22 protein-coding genes and 1 pseudogene are annotated in these 18,868 nt (G+C 40.5%); 14 read left to right on the top strand and 9 right to left on the bottom strand.

What is annotated here, in order from left to right; translation table 11 throughout:
* Positions 1–7 precede the first annotated feature (7 nt).
* The gene (locus AC4CU2_RS16340; protein WP_490769117.1) at positions 8–817 is read left to right on the top strand and encodes a hypothetical protein; all 810 of its coding nucleotides are present in this window, start codon (positions 8–10) and stop codon (positions 815–817) included.
* A gap of 104 nt (positions 818–921) precedes the next feature.
* Here the strand turns inward: AC4CU2_RS16340 and AC4CU2_RS16335 are convergent, their stop codons facing one another.
* Positions 922–1,854 (bottom strand): IS5 family transposase, encoded by a 933-nt coding sequence (locus AC4CU2_RS16335; RefSeq protein WP_279735722.1) that lies wholly within the window; start codon positions 1,852–1,854, stop codon positions 922–924.
* 103 nt (positions 1,855–1,957) lie between these two features.
* Between AC4CU2_RS16335 and AC4CU2_RS16330 the strand changes: the two genes are divergently transcribed.
* Entirely contained in the window at positions 1,958–2,164 is a 207-nt protein-coding gene (locus tag AC4CU2_RS16330; RefSeq protein WP_058952385.1) for a hypothetical protein, read from the top strand.
* A gap of 33 nt (positions 2,165–2,197) precedes the next feature.
* Here the strand turns inward: AC4CU2_RS16330 and AC4CU2_RS16325 are convergent, their stop codons facing one another.
* On the bottom strand, positions 2,198–3,118 hold the full coding sequence (locus AC4CU2_RS16325; RefSeq protein WP_279737474.1) for a Dyp-type peroxidase: 921 nt from the start codon (positions 3,116–3,118) through the stop codon (positions 2,198–2,200).
* Between the two features lie 161 nt (positions 3,119–3,279).
* Between AC4CU2_RS16325 and AC4CU2_RS16320 the strand changes: the two genes are divergently transcribed.
* Positions 3,280–3,900 carry a LysE family transporter gene (locus tag AC4CU2_RS16320; RefSeq protein WP_062031744.1) on the top strand — a complete coding sequence of 207 codons (621 nt, stop codon included), beginning with the start codon at positions 3,280–3,282 and terminating at the stop codon, positions 3,898–3,900.
* Here the strand turns inward: AC4CU2_RS16320 and AC4CU2_RS16315 are convergent.
* The 4 genes from AC4CU2_RS16315 to AC4CU2_RS16300 are packed head-to-tail and all read right to left on the bottom strand — an operon-like array spanning position 3,881 to position 6,448.
* Entirely contained in the window at positions 3,881–4,378 is a 498-nt protein-coding gene (locus AC4CU2_RS16315; protein WP_490769116.1) for a 2-thiouracil desulfurase family protein, read from the bottom strand. The genes AC4CU2_RS16320 and AC4CU2_RS16315 overlap by 20 nt on opposite strands.
* A 4-nt stretch (positions 4,379–4,382) precedes the next feature.
* Entirely contained in the window at positions 4,383–5,183 is an 801-nt protein-coding gene (gene znuB / locus AC4CU2_RS16310; protein ID WP_490769115.1) for a zinc ABC transporter permease subunit ZnuB, read from the bottom strand.
* Between the two features lie 3 nt (positions 5,184–5,186).
* Complete coding sequence (gene znuC, locus AC4CU2_RS16305; RefSeq protein ID WP_490769114.1) at positions 5,187–5,969, bottom strand: zinc ABC transporter ATP-binding protein ZnuC; 783 nt, start codon at positions 5,967–5,969, stop codon at positions 5,187–5,189.
* Positions 5,954–6,448, bottom strand: coding sequence for a transcriptional repressor (locus AC4CU2_RS16300; protein ID WP_490769113.1), 495 nt, complete (start codon positions 6,446–6,448; stop codon positions 5,954–5,956). Before AC4CU2_RS16300 ends, znuC begins: the two co-directional genes overlap by 16 nt.
* Positions 6,449–6,589: 141 nt before the next feature.
* On the opposite strand from AC4CU2_RS16300, the gene AC4CU2_RS16295 reads away from it, so the two are divergent.
* From AC4CU2_RS16295 to AC4CU2_RS16250, 10 genes are all read left to right on the top strand, one after another.
* Positions 6,590–7,429 (top strand): metal ABC transporter solute-binding protein, Zn/Mn family, encoded by an 840-nt coding sequence (locus AC4CU2_RS16295; RefSeq protein ID WP_490769112.1) that lies wholly within the window; start codon positions 6,590–6,592, stop codon positions 7,427–7,429.
* A 171-nt stretch (positions 7,430–7,600) separates the two neighbouring features.
* Entirely contained in the window at positions 7,601–7,999 is a 399-nt protein-coding gene (locus AC4CU2_RS16290; RefSeq protein WP_490769111.1) for an ATP synthase subunit I, read from the top strand.
* Between the two features lie 107 nt (positions 8,000–8,106).
* Complete coding sequence (gene atpB, locus AC4CU2_RS16285; protein WP_004684418.1) at positions 8,107–8,982, top strand: F0F1 ATP synthase subunit A; 876 nt, start codon at positions 8,107–8,109, stop codon at positions 8,980–8,982.
* 84 nt (positions 8,983–9,066) lie between these two features.
* On the top strand, positions 9,067–9,312 hold the full coding sequence (atpE, locus tag AC4CU2_RS16280) for a F0F1 ATP synthase subunit C (RefSeq protein WP_000424060.1): 246 nt from the start codon (positions 9,067–9,069) through the stop codon (positions 9,310–9,312).
* 38 nt (positions 9,313–9,350) lie between these two features.
* Positions 9,351–9,821, top strand: a complete 471-nt coding sequence (locus AC4CU2_RS16275; RefSeq protein ID WP_004684420.1) for a F0F1 ATP synthase subunit B — start codon at positions 9,351–9,353, stop codon at positions 9,819–9,821.
* A gap of 12 nt (positions 9,822–9,833) precedes the next feature.
* Positions 9,834–10,370 (top strand): F0F1 ATP synthase subunit delta, encoded by a 537-nt coding sequence (locus AC4CU2_RS16270; RefSeq protein WP_004984037.1) that lies wholly within the window; start codon positions 9,834–9,836, stop codon positions 10,368–10,370.
* A 44-nt stretch (positions 10,371–10,414) separates the two neighbouring features.
* Positions 10,415–11,959, top strand: coding sequence for a F0F1 ATP synthase subunit alpha (gene atpA / locus AC4CU2_RS16265; RefSeq protein WP_004684423.1), 1,545 nt, complete (start codon positions 10,415–10,417; stop codon positions 11,957–11,959).
* Positions 11,960–12,047: 88 nt separating this feature from the next.
* Positions 12,048–12,917, top strand: coding sequence for a F0F1 ATP synthase subunit gamma (gene atpG / locus AC4CU2_RS16260; protein WP_005401891.1), 870 nt, complete (start codon positions 12,048–12,050; stop codon positions 12,915–12,917).
* A gap of 26 nt (positions 12,918–12,943) precedes the next feature.
* The gene (atpD, locus tag AC4CU2_RS16255) at positions 12,944–14,338 is read left to right on the top strand and encodes a F0F1 ATP synthase subunit beta (protein ID WP_004684425.1); all 1,395 of its coding nucleotides are present in this window, start codon (positions 12,944–12,946) and stop codon (positions 14,336–14,338) included.
* A gap of 26 nt (positions 14,339–14,364) precedes the next feature.
* Positions 14,365–14,784, top strand: coding sequence for a F0F1 ATP synthase subunit epsilon (locus tag AC4CU2_RS16250; protein ID WP_058868679.1), 420 nt, complete (start codon positions 14,365–14,367; stop codon positions 14,782–14,784).
* Between the two features lie 44 nt (positions 14,785–14,828).
* Here AC4CU2_RS16250 and AC4CU2_RS16245 read toward each other — a convergent pair.
* A pseudogene (locus tag AC4CU2_RS16245) lies at positions 14,829–15,203 on the bottom strand (ATP-binding protein); the annotation flags it as partial.
* Between the two features lie 55 nt (positions 15,204–15,258).
* Between AC4CU2_RS16245 and AC4CU2_RS16240 the strand changes: the two are divergent.
* Positions 15,259–16,284, top strand: coding sequence for an IS30-like element ISAba125 family transposase (locus AC4CU2_RS16240; protein WP_010326927.1), 1,026 nt, complete (start codon positions 15,259–15,261; stop codon positions 16,282–16,284).
* Here AC4CU2_RS16240 and AC4CU2_RS16235 read toward each other — a convergent pair.
* Entirely contained in the window at positions 16,219–17,583 is a 1,365-nt protein-coding gene (locus AC4CU2_RS16235) for an ATP-binding protein (RefSeq protein ID WP_490769110.1), read from the bottom strand. The two genes, AC4CU2_RS16240 and AC4CU2_RS16235, sit on opposite strands and share 66 nt — an antisense overlap.
* A complete protein-coding gene (locus AC4CU2_RS16230) occupies positions 17,576–18,868 on the bottom strand; it encodes an SIR2 family protein (RefSeq protein ID WP_125274319.1) in 1,293 nt (430 codons plus the stop codon). The genes AC4CU2_RS16235 and AC4CU2_RS16230 overlap by 8 nt, the downstream gene beginning before the upstream one ends.

Here is an 18,868-nt window from a genome sequence, read left to right as displayed (position 1 = left end):
ATAGATCATGAAATATAAATTATGCTTGATAGGTATGTTGGCTTTTTCAACAATTGCTAATGCAGAATTTAATATAGAAAATAACATAAATCAACCTAATTATATAAAATTAGGGTATAGGAATGTTTTAAATTCTGGGTTTATATATACTGATAATGATGAAAATTTTAAATTAAAGAAAAATACAGTTAATGTTCCATATGAAGATATTTCAATTTTATTGAAACCTCTATTAAGAAATGACAATAGAATAAAAGGAAATGATTATTATTTTTTAAATTATGAGACTTTTATTCAGCTAGATGGAATAGAGTATAAGTTACCTTTTATTATTTCAGATGTAAGTGCTATTGGCTCTAGTGTGCTGTTTAATGATAGTAATATGGTTATTTTCTCAATTGAGAGCTATGCAAGTCCAGTTTCAAATAATAATTCAAAAAAATTTAAAAGTGATGTATATATTTTAAATAAAAAAAATTTAGGCTTATATTCACCTTTTTTCTTGTCTTTAAATTCTAAATTAAAAAATTTTAATGAGGTTTCTATGGATTTTAGTAAGTTGGGGTCTGTGAAATATAATAAAAACAAAAAGACATATCAGATTCTATATGAGCTTCAAAAAGCTTCAGAAGACTTTAGCTCGACCGGAAGAGTAGTCTATGAAAAATCTCCTATTGAGTACTCATTTATCTTAATACCTGATCAAAAAGAACCTTTTTCGATAAAAAACTTTGTGGAAAAGAAGAAAGGAACTAACAAGATTATTTCAAAAGATGATGGTGGTGGCATGTATTCTTATTTTTTAAAGGGTAATTGATTCCAATGAAGATGTAATATTTTATATTTTGTATTGGTTTCACTAGGATCTGGCTTTGTTGCACAAAGATTTAAAAGATAACACTCTGCTCATTTGAACAGAATTCAAGTGACAACTTGGGTATGAGGACGACCTAATTCTGTAAATTTGTTCAATACGGCTATGCGTGCATGAATCTCATTCACCTGACTAGAAAAACTCCTTGCTGTTAATTTATCACCTAATAGTTTGATGCAATGCATCTTGGTTTCAACTAAACTTCGACGATGATAACCAGACCATTTTTTCCAAAGCGTTCTTCCTAAACGTTTAACTGTTTTCAGTAACTCATTCCGCTCTAAAGATCTCAATTTCTGATCTTTCCATGGTTTTGCATTTTTTCTTGGCGGAATGAGCGCATGTGCATCTCGATCTAGAATGACTTGTCTGCAGTGCTTCGTGTCATAAGCACCATCGGTATAGACCGAATCAATTCGTTCATCTAAGGGAATTTGAGCAAGTAAATCACCGAGTACTTGCGAATCGCTCACATTATTTGTAGTAAGCTGTACTGCACGTATTTGCAAGGTTTCAGCATCGATGCCAATATGAAGCTTACGCCATTGGCGACGATATTCAGGTCCATGTTTCTTACGTTTCCACTCACCTTCACCTAGAAACTTTAAGCCAGTTGAGTCGACGAGTAGATGTAGCCCATCACTACTTTTTTGATAGCTAATCGCAATATCAATATGTTTTTGTCTTCGACAAAGCGTACTGTAATCTGGTGCGGTCCAATTTAATCCACAAAGTTTAATCAGACTTTGAACAAAACCTGTGACCATGCGTAAAGAGAGTCTAAATAAAGATTTGATCATTAAACAGCATTGGATGGCTGTATCTGAATAAGTTTGATTTCGACCATGTTTACCTTTGGGTTGAGCGTACCATTGCGTCTTGGGATCAAACCAAATTGAGAGATTTCCTCGATTTATTAATGCACTGTTATAAGAAGACCAATTGGTTGTACGATAGATTTTAGGTGTGGGCTTATTCATTTGAGAATTATATTGTGGAATAAGCCTTTAGAGATAGGTTTGTGCAACAAAGCCGTAAGGGGGATGAAAGTCATTTGGATTTTAACTTATTAAAGTTGAGAGGATGGTAAGTGAAGGGGCAAGTGATTCATCGCAAGATTTAGTCTATACTTCTATTGATAAAAATCAGAAAAATAATGTTCTATTGTTTGATGTTATAAATGGTGAAATACAAGTAATTAATTTAGAACGAAAAGCGTTTAATATATCTGATTGTGACGAGTATTCATCTGATACCAATGCAGAGAAAATTCTTGTTTTATGGATTTAACCAAGCTGATTTCTGTCAGCTTGGTTTGGTTTTTCACCCTTCCAACACTGCTTCCAGCAATTCTTCGCTCGGCGCAAAATAGTAAGCACCATCCACAGGAGCCACAAAATGAAGCATACGATCATGGATTCCATCACCACTGGTGCCGAACATACGCAGTAACATCGCATCTATAATGCTTAAGTCTTTCGTATAGGCAATAAAAAATAAACCTTGCTCACCTTTACCATCGCCATAAGGAAGCGAGTGACGTAGGATTTCCATTTCCTCGCCTTCATCATCTTCAACCACGACACGGGCAACGTGAGAATTTTCAGGTTTAACGTCATCATCTAGTTCAATACTTTCAAGCTTTGTTCGGCCAAAGACTTGCTCTTGAGCATCAACTTTTAATTTTTTCCACTTTTCCAAATCATGACAATAGCGCTGTGCAAAGATAAAAGAGCCATCTGCGAATACTCCTGCATCTTCACTTAATAATGTCGTTGCAGCACGATCATCGGGGAACTGTGGGTTTTCAGTACCATCAATAAAACCAGTCAAATCTCGACCATCAAAATTGCGGAAACAGACTCGTTCATCTAGAACATCAACTTTATCTTGGATACCTTCAAAGAACGATTGACTAAGGGCAAAACAAATATCGGTACGTTGGGCCGCTATATGAATTAAAACATCCGCAGGTGAAACAGGCATATTGAAAGAGCCATAAATGGGCTCTAGCTGTTTAAACCCTGCAGGCGCTGTAGGATGAAGTTGTGCCCAAAGTTCAGGGCCAAAAGCAACAGCCGTTTTAATTTGCGCATGTGGATGTTGGGTAATAAGGCGATCACGAGTTGAAAATAAATCTTCTAATTTTTCTTTAAGTTCATCAATACTTAAATCTTTTAAACGTAAAACAATAAAACGGGCATGATCTGAAGGTAATGGTAGAATTACAGATTGGGCGGTCATTCATGGCTCCTAAAAAAATTGTTATTTCCATTGGCTGTACTTATTGTGCCTTATGCCGTTTCAGCTTCATAGCCTTAAGTGATAAATTCATTAATGAATAATAACCCCTAAAAGCATGAAAGATCATATAATCTAAAGGTCATTTTTTTCTCAATACCACTATGTCATTTCAAATTTGGCTGGGCTTTGTACTCGCATGTTGGATCATTAGTATTTCTCCAGGGGCAGGGGCCATTGCGTCAATGTCGAGTGGCCTTAACTACGGCTTTCGGCATGGCTATTGGAATGCGCTGGGTTTACAACTCGCCTTGTTGGTGCAAATCGGTATTGTGGCGGCTGGGGTAGGGGTGCTCTTTGCCACAACGCCTTGGGCATTTTGGGCCGTGAAGTGGTTTGGTGTGGCTTATTTATTGTATTTGGCTTATTTACAATGGATGGCACCCATTCAATCGATTGAAATTCAACAAGAACAACAGAATAAATCACGTTCCAAATTGGTGATGTATGGCTTTTTGATCAATATGAGCAATCCCAAAGCAATCGTCTTTTTATTGGCAGTTTTACCGCAATTTTTGGATTTGTCTAAACCGCAGTGGAGTCAATATGCGGTGATGGCCGTCACGATGGTCACGATTGATTTGATTGTGATGGCAGGATATACGGGGTTGGCAGCGAAAGTTTTAAAACTCTTAACATCACCGCGACAGCAAAAATATCTCAATCGTACTTTCGCAGTGTTATTTAGTTGTGCGGCGGGATTGCTTAGTTTGGTTCATCAGTAAGTTTAGTCCGCGTCAATTCTGCTAAAAACTGTTGTTCGGTAACCACATGTATACCGTGTTGACGAAATAGGGCGGCAGTGATTCCTTCCCCTGCAATTTTTTGCCCAGTAAATGAGCCATCATAGATGCCATCACTGCCACAGGACGGACTATTGGCTTTGAGCACAGCATGGGTGACGTGATTGGCTTGCGCCAATACTAAAGCTTTGTAAGCACCTTGAATAAAGACATCACTAAGCTGATGACCATCTGAGGAAAAAACCTGTGCGTGGCCTAATAAAACATCAGCACCAGACCCGTGGCGAATTTCTGCTGCCGGACGCGGGGTTGGAAGTCCTGCACTGACTTCAGGGCATAAGCTGACATAATTTTTATCGAGCAAGGCTTGAACTAACTGAGAGACTAAGCAGTCTTTGCCGTCATAACGGACTTTTTGTCCGAGTAGACATGCGCTGATAAAATAACGTTGATGGCTCATTTAGTTATGTCAGTTTTTTAGACTTCTGCGCGATAAAAATCAACGCAAACAGAATCGACATGGTTAAAACAATGCTGAGCCCTGTAGAGGTATTTAGTCCTGCACTGGACCACAAACCAACCGTTACCCCAATTTGCGCAATCACAAAGGCCCAAATCACCATTTGTTTTGGAGAGTGGGCAAGCAGTCGAGCGGTGAGTGCTGGAATGACAAGCAAGGCACCCATCAGTAAAGAACCCACTGCACGAAGCGCTAAAATGGTAAATAAAGCCAGTAGCAACATAAAAATCAAACGTTGCCATTTCGCACTGACACCTTCACTGACGGCCATATCAGGATCGATCGCGATTTGAATTTGAGCTTGCCAACTTTTATAAAGCACTGCCAATGCAACAACAATAACTGTGGCAAAAACGGGCAGGTCTGCCCATGTGATCGTGAGCAAATCACCAAATAAATAGCTGAGTAGCTCAGGTCTTAAGCTTGGAATATGTTGAATAAACATCAGACCCGAGCAGAGCAAGGTCGCAGAACAGAGTGCGAGTAATGCGTCATTCGGTAACCGTGGATCATGCAAAACCCAAAGGATCGCCACCAACAAGCCCGCAATAAAAGCCACACCCATCCACAGGGGCAACGCCATTGCTCCTGCAATCGCGACACCCAGTAACGTGCCATGTGCCATGGTGTCGGCAAAGAAAGACATGCGGCGCCATAGCATCAAACAGCCTAATGGCGCAGTTAAAAAGACCAGAAGCGTGCCCATAATCCATGCAGGCAACAGCAGTTGTAACCATTCCATCATGACTTAAGCTTCCGGTTCAGGGTGAATGTGTGGGCGAGCGTCATGCTGACAAGGCGTTGCACTATCACCATGTGCGCAGTGATCATGATGATGTTGATAGAACACGCGGTTGGTACCAAAAATGGCTTGATACTCAGGGTGTTGTTGCACACTTTCAGGCAGGCCACTACAACAAATGTGTTTATTCAAACACACCACACGATGAGTTCCTTGCATGACCCACTGCAAATCATGTGAAACCATGAGCACAGCACAACCATATTTTGCGGGTAAACTGCGCACATAGTCGTACAGCTCAGCTTCAGACTGAATGTCTAAGCCTTGCATGGGTTCATCGAGAACCAAAATATCGGGTTGACGTAACAGCGCACGTGCCAGTAAAACGCGTTGTCGTTCCCCACCTGAAAGCTGCTGTACTTTGGAGTTTTCAAGTTTGCTGATCCCCGTATCGTGGATAATTTCTTGCTTGATTACAGGATCGCATTTTTCCAAAGCCAATAGATCTTTCACCCTAAGCGGTAGGCTATGTGAGGGATTAAACTTTTGTGGCACATAAGAAAACTTGAGTGGCTTTGTTGTTTTAATGTCGCCAGCATTAGGGTGCACAATACCCAATAGCACTTTAATGAGCGTGGATTTCCCTGCACCATTTGGGCCAATCAGGGTCACAATTTCCCGTTCATGTAAGACAAAATCGACATGCTTTAAAATGTCGCGTTCATCGATACGAACATTAATTTGGGAGAGTTCGACCAGAACAGGATCGAGGCTTACTTGTGGCGACACTGCTGACAAATTCCTGAAATTTCGATAATGCTATGTTGTGCCGTAAAACCATCGGCTGCGGAAAGTGCATCGAGTTGTTGTAATAATCCTTGTGCAGAGGCCTCTGTCACTGATTTGCAATCAGTGCAAATGAGAAAGGCGGCTTGATGGCCTTCACGGGGATGGCAACACGGAATATAGGCATTAATCGAGGTGAGTCGGTGAATGAGGCCTTTTTCTAATAAAAAGTCTAAGGTGCGGTACACCGTCGGTGGGGCAGCAGGGCGGTCGGCATTGCTTTTAATTTTAGCCAACAAGTCATACGCACCCATCGGGCCTGTCGCATTCAGGATCAATGCCAAGACATCTTTTCTTAAGGGGGTTAGGCGCGCACCAGTTGCTGCGCATAAGACTTCTGCTTCAGCCAAACGCGTCTCAACGTTGTGATGACCATGCACATCATGTAAAGCATGGTGGTGTTCGTGAGAACAAGCGCTCATAACAAACCTCAAGTGCAAAATTTATAAAAGAAAAACGACATTAAATCTTAACATGAAGCGCAGAGAGTTTCGATTAGGCATAGGTATTTTTGTCGATTTGTTATATTATAACACTAATTGTATTTCTAGTGATTGCTCCCCATGTCCCGTTTCTTGGCTTTTTTTGCGTTTGCGCTGTTTAGTGGTGTTGCTTGGACGCAAGACTTGGTTGTTTCTACACAGCCGATTTACTTGATTGCACAGGAAGTGACAAAAGGCATTGAAAAACCAACCTTATTGTTGGCCGATCAATCTGGACATGATGTGAGTTTGACCCCAATGCATCGTAAAATCATTCAGGATGCAGGCTTGGTTATTTGGTTGGGACGAGCACATGAAGCACCGCTGGATAAACTCCTGACCCCCAATGATAAAGCAGTTTCTATTTTAGATTCAGGCATTATCAATGCCTTACCACTACGAAATACCCGTGGTGATGCCTTAAAAAATACCATCGATACCCATGTTTGGCTTGACCCAAACAATGCGGTACGTATCGGTTTCTTTATTGCAGGCCTGCGTTCACAGCAGATGCCTGAGTATAAGGAGCGCTACTGGAACAATGCCAAAATCTTTGCTCAGAAAATGTTGCAAGCCTCAGCTATATATAGTCAAAGTACCCAAGCTCGCCCATATTGGTCTTTTCATGATGCCTATCAATACATTGAGCGACCTTTAAACTTACGCTTTGCAGGCGCTTTGACAGATGACCCACATATTGCCCCTACGGTTGCGCAAATCAAATACTTAAATGACAGCCGCCCTTATTCAAAGATGTGCCTTTTGGCCGAAGTGCATGCCAGTCAAGCACAATATCAAAAGTTGAACCCATTGGTTTTCCAAGCTGTTGATGAAAGCATGACTGGGGCAGGGGATTTTGTCAGCGCGTGGAAGCAATTGGCCGATCATGTGCATAAATGTGTGCTAAACACCCGAAAGTGACGCATAAATTAAACAATAATTGATTAGTTTAAAAGCAATTTAAACATAGAAAAAAACTCGACTTAGGTCGGGAAAAGATTGCATGTTCAGGGGTGTAACCCTATAATGCCTGCGATTAAAAATAATCATCAGCTAAACTTGTCAAGCATGATTGTTGTGAGTGAATAAATAATGAGCCGAACTAGTCGCATGATTGACCGACGATTAGCGAAAGCTTTAGTCCTCTTGCAAGCATGTATGATTCCTGTTTCAGCCTTGATCGGTTGGGTCTTGAAAGATTCAACTGCAGCCCTGAGTGCAGCATTAGGTGCACTCGTGTGTTGGCTTGCGACTTGCTATTTTTCATGGCAATCGTTTCGAGCAGCAGGAGCTCGCGCCTCTAAACAAGTTCTTGCGAACATGTATAACGGCATGATGGGTAAGTTTGCAATTGTGATTATTGGTTTCATTTTAATTTTCAGCAATGTCAAACCGTTGTCAGCGGTGGCGTTGTTTTGTGGTTTTATGCTCGTTCAAACCATGACGTGGGTTGCTCCATTTTGGGTGTCGCGTCAACAAAAACGAGTTTAATAAGCACTACAAAAAATTGAAAAGTTTTTTAGGAGATGAACGAGATATCAAGCAGCACGCGATGTTCGTTCTCTCTATTTGTATTTGACATTGACCAGGTGTGATTTATGGCTGCTGAAGAACATGCCCTTACTTCGACCGAGTATATCAAGCATCACTTGACGAATATGACTTATGGCAAAATGCCAGACGGTTCATGGAAGTTGGCTGAGACTGCTGAAGAAGCTCAACAGATGGGGTTCACTGCTATTCACTTGGATTCAATGGGTTGGTCTATCACTCTTGGTGTGATTTTCTGTTTGTTGTTCTGGTGTGTAGCGAAAGCTGCAAACTCTGGTGTTCCAACCAAGTTCCAGTCTGCAATTGAAATGATCATTGAGTTTGTGGACTCAAGTGTTCGCGACACTTTCCATGGCAAATCACGCTTAATTGCGCCACTTGCATTGACCATTTTCGTGTGGATTTTCCTCATGAACGCAATGGACTTAATCCCAGTTGACTTTATTCCGTATACAGCTCAACTGATTGGTGCAAGTGTATTTGGTATGGATCCTCATCACGTCTACTTCAAGGTTGTACCTTCTACAGATCCAAACATTACCCTAGGTATGTCTTTATCTGTATTTGTACTGATCTTGTTCTACAGTATTCGCGAAAAGGGGATTGGTGGTTTCGTTGGCGAATTAGCACTTAACCCATTTAACCCAAGTAACCCAGTTGCAAAAGCGTTATTGATTCCAGTGAACTTAATTCTTGAATTAGTAACATTCCTTGCACGTCCAGTTTCATTGGCTCTGCGACTTTTCGGTAACATGTATGCAGGTGAGTTAATCTTCATCCTTATCGCATTATTACCGTTCTGGATCCAATGGGCGTTGTCTGTGCCTTGGGCGATCTTCCACATTCTTGTTATCACGCTACAAGCATTCATCTTTATGATGCTGACTATCGTATACTTGAGCATGGCAAGCGAAAAGCATTAATGGTAATGCCCAACTATCACTGGATGGTTGGGCGCACAATTTTTTAATTTAATTTGGTATAAACCTAACCTCTGAGGAATTATCATGGAACTCACTTTAGGTCTAGTTGCAATTGCATCTGCTATCTTGATCGCTTTTGGTGCTTTAGGTACTGCGATTGGTTTTGGTCTTTTAGGCGGTCGCTTTCTTGAAGCTGTTGCACGTCAACCAGAATTGGCTCCACAACTTCAAACTCGTATGTTCTTAATCGCGGGTCTTCTTGATGCTGTGCCTATGATCGGTGTTGGTATTGGCTTGTTCTTCATCTTTGCTAATCCATTTGTAGGTTAATCGGCTTAATTCCTAAATTAAACTATTGAGGAATAGCAATGAATATCAACCTCACATTGATTGGCCAAGCGATTGCATTTGCGATGTTTGTCGCATTCTGCATGAAATTTGTATGGCCACCACTAATCAATGCGATTAGTGAGCGTCAGCGTAAAATCGCTGATGGCTTAAACGCTGCTGAAAAAGCAAAAGCTGATCTTGCGGATGCGCAAGCTCAAGTGAAAGCTGAATTAGATGCAGCGAAAGCGCAAGCGGCTCAATTGATCGAACAAGCGAACCGTCGCGGTGCACAATTGGTAGAAGAAGCTCGTACTCAAGCGTCAGCTGAAGGTGAGCGTATTCGTCAACAAGCAAAAGAAGCTGTTGATACAGAAATCAATTCTGCTCGTGAAGAATTACGTCAACAAGTTGCTGATCTTGCAGTAACAGGTGCTGAGAAAATTCTTAGCCAAAAAGTTGATGCTGAAGCTCACAATGCCATGCTGACTCAGCTGGCTGCTAAACTTTAAGAGAGGCGGATTATGGCTGAACTCTTGACGTTGGCACGCCCGTACGCTAAAGCAGCATTTGCTTACGCTTCTGAGCAAAATGCAACTGACTCTTGGTCATCTGCATTGAACTTGCTCAGTGCTGCGGTGCAAGACGAAGCATTTTCAGCTTTCTTAACTCGCCCTGAGCTTACTCCTGCTGAGCAGGTAAGTCTTTTTGCAAAAGTATTAGGCGAAGACCAAACTGCAGCAGTGTCAAACTTTTTGACATTGCTTGCTGAAAACAACCGTTTGGCGCTTCTTCCTGAAATTTCTGCTGAATACGAGCAGCTCAAATCACAGAATAACAATACTGTGGATGTAGTGATTGAATCTGCATTCCCATTGACTTCTGTACAAGAACAATTACTTGCACATGCTTTAGAGAAAAAATTCGAAGCTGCGGTAAATGTTTCTGTAGAAGTTAAACCAGAGCTTATTGCTGGTGTTGTTATTCGTGCAGGCGACCAAGTGATAGATGATTCTGCGCTTAACAAGCTAGAAAAAATGCGGACTCGTCTTCTTGCTTAATTGCATATGAAGACTGAACTTTAAAAAGATTGAGGTATAGCGCAATGCAACAACTGAATCCATCCGAGATCAGTGCGCTCATTAAACAGCGTATCGGCGATCTGGACACCAGCGCGACCGCTAAAAACGAAGGGACCATTGTTATGGTTTCCGACGGTATTGTGCGTATTCACGGCCTTGCTGATGCAATGTACGGTGAAATGATCGAATTCGACGGCGGCTTATACGGTATGGCACTGAACCTAGAACAGGATTCAGTGGGCGTCGTTGTTTTAGGTAACTACTTAAGCCTTCAAGAAGGTCAAAAAGCGCGTTGCACAGGTCGTGTATTAGAAGTTCCGGTTGGTCCAGAACTTTTAGGCCGTGTCGTAGATGCTTTGGGTAACCCAATTGATGGTAAAGGCCCAATTGATGCAAAATTAACTGATGCTGTTGAAAAAGTAGCACCAGGCGTAATTTGGCGTCAATCAGTGGATCAACCTGTACAAACTGGTTATAAATCAGTAGATACAATGATCCCTGTAGGCCGTGGTCAGCGTGAGTTGATCATTGGTGACCGTCAAACTGGTAAAACAGCGATGGCGATCGATGCGATCATCGCTCAGAAAAACTCTGGCATTAAATGTGTATACGTAGCTATTGGTCAAAAACAATCGACTATTGCTAACGTTGTGCGCAAGCTAGAAGAAACTGGTGCTATGGCGTATACCACTGTTGTAGCAGCAGCTGCAGCCGATCCAGCAGCAATGTTGTACTTGGCTCCATACTCTGGTTGTACAATGGGTGAATACTTCCGTGACCGCGGTGAAGATGCACTAATCATTTATGATGATTTGTCTAAGCAAGCTGTTGCTTACCGTCAAATTTCATTGTTATTACGTCGTCCACCAGGTCGTGAAGCGTATCCAGGTGACGTATTCTATCTTCACTCTCGTCTTCTTGAGCGTGCTTCGCGCGTTTCTGCTGACTACGTTGAGAAATTCACGAATGGTGAAGTTAAAGGCCAAACTGGTTCATTAACTGCATTACCAATCATTGAAACTCAAGCGGGTGACGTATCTGCATTCGTACCAACGAACGTAATTTCGATCACTGACGGTCAGATCTTCCTTGAAACATCATTATTCAACGCAGGTATTCGTCCTGCTGTGAACGCGGGTATCTCTGTATCTCGTGTTGGTGGTTCAGCGCAGACTAAGATCATCAAAAAATTGTCTGGTGGTATCCGTACTGCTTTGGCGCAATACCGTGAATTGGCAGCGTTTGCTCAGTTCGCTTCTGACCTTGATGAAGCAACTCGTAAGCAACTTGAACATGGTCAACGTGTAACTGAATTAATGAAGCAAAAACAATATGCTCCATATTCAATTGCTGACCAAGCTGTTTCAATTTATGCATCTAACGAAGGCTACATGGCTGACGTTGAAGTGAAGAAAATCGTAGACTTTGATGCTGCGTTAATCTCTTACTTCCGTTCAGAAAATGCTGCGTTAATGCAAAACATCGATGAAACTGGTGATTACAACAAAGACATCGAAGCTGCAATCAAAGCAGGTATTGAAAGCTTTAAAGCGACTCAAACTTACTAATTTCAACTTCAGTTGGATTTAGTTTTGGTTTGGTTCACGGATCAACCTTCGAGGGCTCGAAAGGGCCTTCGAATACTAGGTTAAGCGTATGGCAAATTTAAAAGAAATTCGCGCCAAAGTAGCTAGTATCAAAAGCACGCAGAAAATTACTCGCGCGATGCAGATGGTAGCAGCTTCTAAGATGCGTCGTGCGCAAGAGCGCATGGCTCAAGGCCGTCCGTATGCCGAAAATATGCACCGTGTAATTGCTCACTTGGTTCAAGCGAATCCTGAATACAAACACCGTTATATGGTTGAACGCCCTGTGAAGCGCGTTGGCTATATCATTGTGTCTTCAGATCGTGGCCTTGCTGGTGGTTTGAACATTAACTTGTTCAAAAAAGTGGTTAAACACGTACAACAGCAACAAGAGCAGTCAATTGAAGTTCAATTTGCTTTAATTGGTCAAAAAGCGGTTTCGTTTTTTAAAAACTACGGCGGTAAAGTGCTGGGTGCTACGACAAATGTCGGTGATACACCAAGCCTTGAACAGTTATCTGGTTCTGTACAGGTGATGTTAGACGCATTTGATAAAGGCGAGTTAGATCGTATTTATCTTGTGTCAAACGGCTTTGTCAATGCCATGACTCAAAATCAAAAAATCGAACAACTTGTTCCTTTAGCAACTGCTGAAGAAAACAAGACCCTTAACCGTCAATACGGTTGGGACTATCTCTATGAGCCTGAAGCTGAAGAGCTTTTAAATGGCTTATTGGTTCGTTATATCGAGTCTGTGGTATATCAAGGCGTGATCGAAAACATCGCGTGTGAGCAGTCAGCTCGTATGGTTGCAATGAAAGCTGCAACGGACAACGCAGGTGATTTGATCAAGAGCCTACAACTTATTTATAACAAGCTGCGTCAAGCCGCGATTACTCAGGAAATTTCTGAGATCGTTGGTGGTGCCGCTGCCGTTTAACATTATTTTGAATTGAGGAGACAGCAATGAGTAGCGGTCGTATCATTCAGATCATCGGCGCGGTTATCGACGTCGAGTTTGAACGTAACAGCGTTCCTAAGATCTATGACGCTCTCCACGTTGATGGCACTGAAACTACATTAGAAGTTCAGCAACAACTTGGTGATGGCGTAGTTCGTACTATTGCAATGGGTTCTACTGAAGGCCTTAAGCGTGGTTTGAACGTAACGAATACTAACGCACCAATCTCTGTACCAGTGGGTACAGCGACTTTGGGTCGTATCATGGACGTTCTTGGTCGCCCTATCGACGAAGCTGGTCCAGTTGCGACTGAAGCGCGTTTGCCGATTCACCGTCAAGCACCTTCTTATGCTGAACAAGCAGCTTCTACTGACCTTTTAGAAACTGGTATTAAAGTCATCGACTTACTATGCCCGTTTGCTAAAGGTGGTAAAGTTGGTCTGTTCGGTGGTGCTGGTGTTGGTAAAACTGTAAACATGATGGAGTTGATCAACAACATCGCTAAAGCGCACTCAGGTTTATCTGTGTTCGCTGGTGTTGGTGAGCGTACTCGTGAAGGTAACGACTTCTATCACGAGATGAAAGACTCAAACGTTCTAGACAAAGTAGCAATGGTCTACGGTCAGATGAACGAGCCACCGGGTAACCGTTTACGCGTAGCGTTGACTGGTTTGACCATGGCTGAGTACTTCCGTGACGAGAAAGACGAAAACGGCAAAGGCCGTGACGTACTATTGTTCGTAGATAACATCTACCGTTATACACTAGCAGGTACTGAAGTATCAGCACTTCTAGGTCGTATGCCATCTGCAGTAGGTTACCAACCGACACTTGCAGAAGAGATGGGTGTTCTTCAAGAACGTATTACATCGACTAAGTCTGGTTCGATTACGTCAATCCAAGCGGTATACGTACCTGCCGATGACTTAACAGATCCATCGCCTGCAACTACGTTTGCTCACTTAGATGCAACTGTAGTATTGAGCCGTGACATCGCATCTTCTGGTATTTACCCAGCGATCGATCCACTTGACTCAACTTCACGTCAGTTAGATCCACTCGTAGTGGGTGCTGAGCATTACGAGATCGCTCGTTCAGTTCAAAACGTTCTTCAACGTTATAAAGAATTGAAAGACATCATCGCGATTCTTGGTATGGACGAACTTGCAGAAGAAGATAAGTTGACTGTTTACCGTGCGCGTAAAATCCAACGTTTCTTCTCTCAACCGTTCCACGTAGCTGAAGTGTTTACTGGTGCTCCTGGTAAACTTGTACCGCTTAAAGAAACGATTCGTGGCTTTAAAGGTCTTTTAGCTGGTGAATATGACCACATTCCAGAACAAGCGTTCTATATGGTTGGTGGTATTGACGAAGTAATTGCTAAAGCTGAGAAACTTTAATTAGTTACCTAATTTAGGAGATTCTCATGTCGACTATGCAGTGTGATGTTGTAAGTGTTCAAGAGTCTTTGTACTCTGGCACTGTAACGATGCTAATTGCTAAAGGTGCTGGTGGTGAATTAGGTATTATGCCTGGTCACGCGCCACTAGTAACTTTACTCAAGCCGGGTACAATCCGTGTTCTGCTTGAAAACGGTACAGAAGAGTTAATCTATGTATCTGGTGGTGTTTTAGAAGTTCAACCGCATGTTGTTACGGTTCTTGCAGATACTGCAGTCCGTGCAGAAAACTTAGATGAAGCAGCAATTCTTGAAGCGCGTAAACACGCTGAACAATTGCTTGCAAATCAAAAGAGCGACTTGGACTCGGCTGCTGCTTTGGCTGCTCTTGCAGAAACTGCTGCTCAGTTGGAAACCATCCGCAAAATCAAAAACCGCGCTCAATAAGAGACGGTTTGAGATTAAAAAAAGCCACCGAAAGGTGGCTTTTTTTATGCCCAATTTTCTTGGAAATTTGCACCTTCTGAATTGGGTTTAATTGTTGGTGTTTTAATATTAATGGTTAAGGGAATAGGGAAGTCATTACCAATAATGACGGCTTCACCTGGTTGTAGGCTTGGAAGGAAGTCGGATGCAGCTTTATCAATTTCACCACAAGCACGCTCTACAATTTCTCGGTCTCGATCATTAGTTAATCTATGAACGATTAATGTACCAAGTTGGCTGAGAACTCCTTCGGTGATATCACGGGGCCTTTGAGTTGCTAAACAAATATTTAATCCAAATTTACGACCTTCTTTAGCAATAAGTTCAAAAGCATCTAATTTTGCTAATGTATCTTCATTACCAATAGTCTTTCCAATAAAGGGCAGAGTAAAACTTGAAGTGCGACATAAACCACCTAATTAATTTAAAGGGTTTATGGAGTATATAAAATTGTCATACCATCATCTTAACTTTGAAGATCGTACTGCATTAATGCTTGAGTCAAGAAAAGAAGGCTTTTCAGCCAGAAAATTTGCTGAACTTATTAAAAGACATCCTAGTACGATCTATCGTGAGCTTAAAAGAAATAGCATCAATGACGTTTATCAAGCTCGATATGCTTCTGATAACACTTTTGCTAGACGTAGACGTGGTCACAGAAAACTCAAAATCGATTCAATCCTCTGGAAATTTATTGTTGAAGCGATCCGTTGTTTATGGTCTCCTCAGCAAATAGCAAAGCGTTTAAAGACATTTCCTGATTTGGATCAAACAATGAATGTAAGCCATACAACGATTTATTCAACGATACGCGCATTACCCAAGGGTGAGTTGAAAAAAGACTTATTATCCTGTCTGCGTCATGAAAATAAAAAGCGAAAAGCTAACGGTGAACCTAAAAAAGATTCTATATTACAGGATATTAAAACTATTCATGAGCGCCCAGCCGAAGTTCAAGAAAGAAAAATACCGGGTCATTGGGAAGCTGATTTAATTAAAGGTAAAGACAATAAAAGTTCGATAGCAACACTTATTGAACGAAATACACGGCTCTGTATCTTGGCAACATTACCTGATGCAAAGGCAGAATCAGTGCGCAAGGCTTTAACTGAAGCTCTGAAATATTTACCTGCAGAACTGCGTAAAACGTTGACCTATGACCGTGGACGCGAGATGGCAGAACATAAAATACTTGAAGAAGATTTAGGCATAGATGTATATTTCTGTGACCCACATTCACCCTGGCAAAAAGGCACATGCGAAAATATGAATGGTTTAATTAGGCAATATTTACCTAAAGGGATTGATTTAAATCAGGCAGATCAGCATTATTTAAATCAAGTTGCCATGTCACTGAATACTCGTCCTAGAAAAGCGTTAGATTGGCTTACACCATTAGAGAAATTTGCTCAGCTTGTTGATTATCATAAGACTTTTCAAACTGTCGCACCTCATGTTTGAATTCGCCAAGTTATGTGCTTCATCTAAGAAGATAACAATAGGCTTATTAATAAATGCTAATTGACGAGCTTTATTTAATAAAAATCTCCCGATAACATTAGAAATAACTTCTCTTGCTTTGAATTCAAATCCAATTGCACTCATATCGATGCGAAATAACTTTTTAGAAGGATCAGTATAAAAATTTTCTAATTCATTGGCCAAAGAAGGTAGTGAACTTTCTTGGAAAACAAATTTAAAAGTATGAGAATTTATGATGCCATTAATACGAGTGAGTAAAGAAAGGCAGTGATTAAAATTAAAATCATCAGCTTGGTAATGAGTTCCTCTTAAAATCACATATTCTTCTTTAATTTGTTGGCATAATTTATTGGGGTTGAACGGGGAATCAGGCAGTTCTAGAAGATAGCGGTCTTTAATGGTTCTAATAGCTATTTTGTAATTTTCTTCAGGTTGTCCAATTTTTATAAATACACCGTTGTGAATCATTTCAGCACATAAAGCCTCTTTTTGAAGTAAATCAACTAGTCTCAGACTCCTAATAGCTTCTCTAAATTTTGGGCCTTGTGATTTACCAGCAGGTTCAAATAAAGCAATAAAATCTGTTTCTTCAAAACAATATGGTGGTATCGAAATGGCCTTTGAGCTTAAAGCTTGATTAATAGGTGAGGCTAAATGGACATTTGTAACGGATGAGTCTGAGAAGTCCCTATATTCTCCTGTTGGATCAAGAAGGATAATTTTGGAATTATGTTTTAAGCACTCCTCTAAAACACGAGCTGTTGTATAACTTTTTCCTCCACCAGTTGCACCAAGAATTCCTAAATGCCGACCAAATAGTTTTTCAGGTGTAATAGAGATACCACAGCTTTGATCGAGATCAATTGCACCAATTTCTAAAACAATTTTAGCTTCATCTTTTTGCATTTTTTCAGGAATTGAAGCAATAAATTCATGTGGTGCTGAATAAATTAAGTCATTGATACTTGGGTAGTAGTCTACACCTGCGGATACTCTTAGAGTATCCATTTGAATAGTTCCTAAAAGCTGAATTTTTCCTACGATTTCTAAATTTGATTTAGCTAAATCGTCTTTTTTTATTTCTACTATACGACCTAATACTAAATTAACCTGACTTTCAATGATTACAAATTCACCAACTTCACCTTTTCCATAGCGATTCCCTCTGAAATAGGTCGGTTCATGTTGATTATTTATATATTCAAAATGCACACTATTTGCATTGATAGAATTAACTTTACCAAATAAAAGTTCAGGGTTAATGGTGCTCTTAGTCATGAGTAGCTCCAAATGCTGAACGTAAGCTTTCATACAAGTTTTCTGCTGGTGATAAGGCAGTTAGGTCTGGAATTAACTCTGATAATTTTCCAAAGTCACAATTTATAAATATTATTTCGTCATTTTTTCTGGTGTCTGCTACATGTTTAAACTTATCCCAATAAGGAGATGGATTTGATGAAGTTTTTTCAAAATCAGCTTTTAGACTTGGGGTAGAAATAATTACTTTTAAATGTGGATTCGAATAAATTGCAGACAAAATTGGTTCTGATAGATGATCATCATTAAAACCAAATCCAGCGATAAGAAGACATGTATTTGGTTCCCGTAAACCTTGTGTAAATCTAGAAATGAGTTCTAAGTGCGGTTGGACATAAGATTGTTGATATTTTCCCTTTGCAGGAAAAATCATGCAACTATTTTGAGCAGTCACATCATTTCCTTGTTGAATAGAAAATATGTTTTCTCTTTTCCAATTTACAGAGCCATGCAATTTATAAAGCTGAAATACACCCTCAAGATAGTGGATATTATTAGAGTTTATATTTTGACTGCGTTTAACGATATCTAAGTCAAAAAACTTAGGATCATAAATTCTTGGAAATGAGAAAGAAAAGCCATCAATAACAGTAATACCTAGTTTGCTAGCAGCGTCTTCAAAACAGGTATCATAGTTTGTAGTGAATAATTTGATGCGTGGATCTTTAGATTTTCTTTTGGATAATTTTCTAATAAATTCCTTATGGTTAACCAATTGTACTTGATCATCTGTTATAAAATTACAGGCTTTTAATATAATGTCTTTACACTTAAGTATGAAATCTTTGGTTTTAATACTCTTATGCTCAGGGGAAATTTGAAGATGGGCTTCACAATGAGAAAGGCACAATTCTATATTTTTATATTCTTCGTCAGATAGGCGTAGGTCGTATCCATTTTCTATAAAAGTAGCTTTAGACAGTGCTTCCATTTCATTAGTAGTACATAATTCCCATAAATTCCACATTGAAGGTCCTTTGACTATGGGACCTAAGGAAGTGCCGCTGCCAGCTAATACCATAATATTAGGCATTTGAATCGCTGCTTTCAGTTTTTGAGAAAGACTTTCTGAAGTTTTATTTTGAAGTTCAATTTTCTTTTTTTCAGCTTCGATCTCATCAACTTTTGTGGGAACTGGTGGTGGGGGTGGAGGAAGCTCACCTTTTTCTAGAATAATTTTATCATCAGAAAATTTGTTCCAAACCTGAGTTGCAGAGTCATAAAACTCAAAAATAGCTGTTTTCAT

This window comes from Acinetobacter sp. 797_lipA (genome assembly GCF_058243025.1).
The sequence above is the reverse complement of the archived record's forward strand: the minus strand, read 5'-3'. Positions and strand labels throughout refer to the sequence as shown.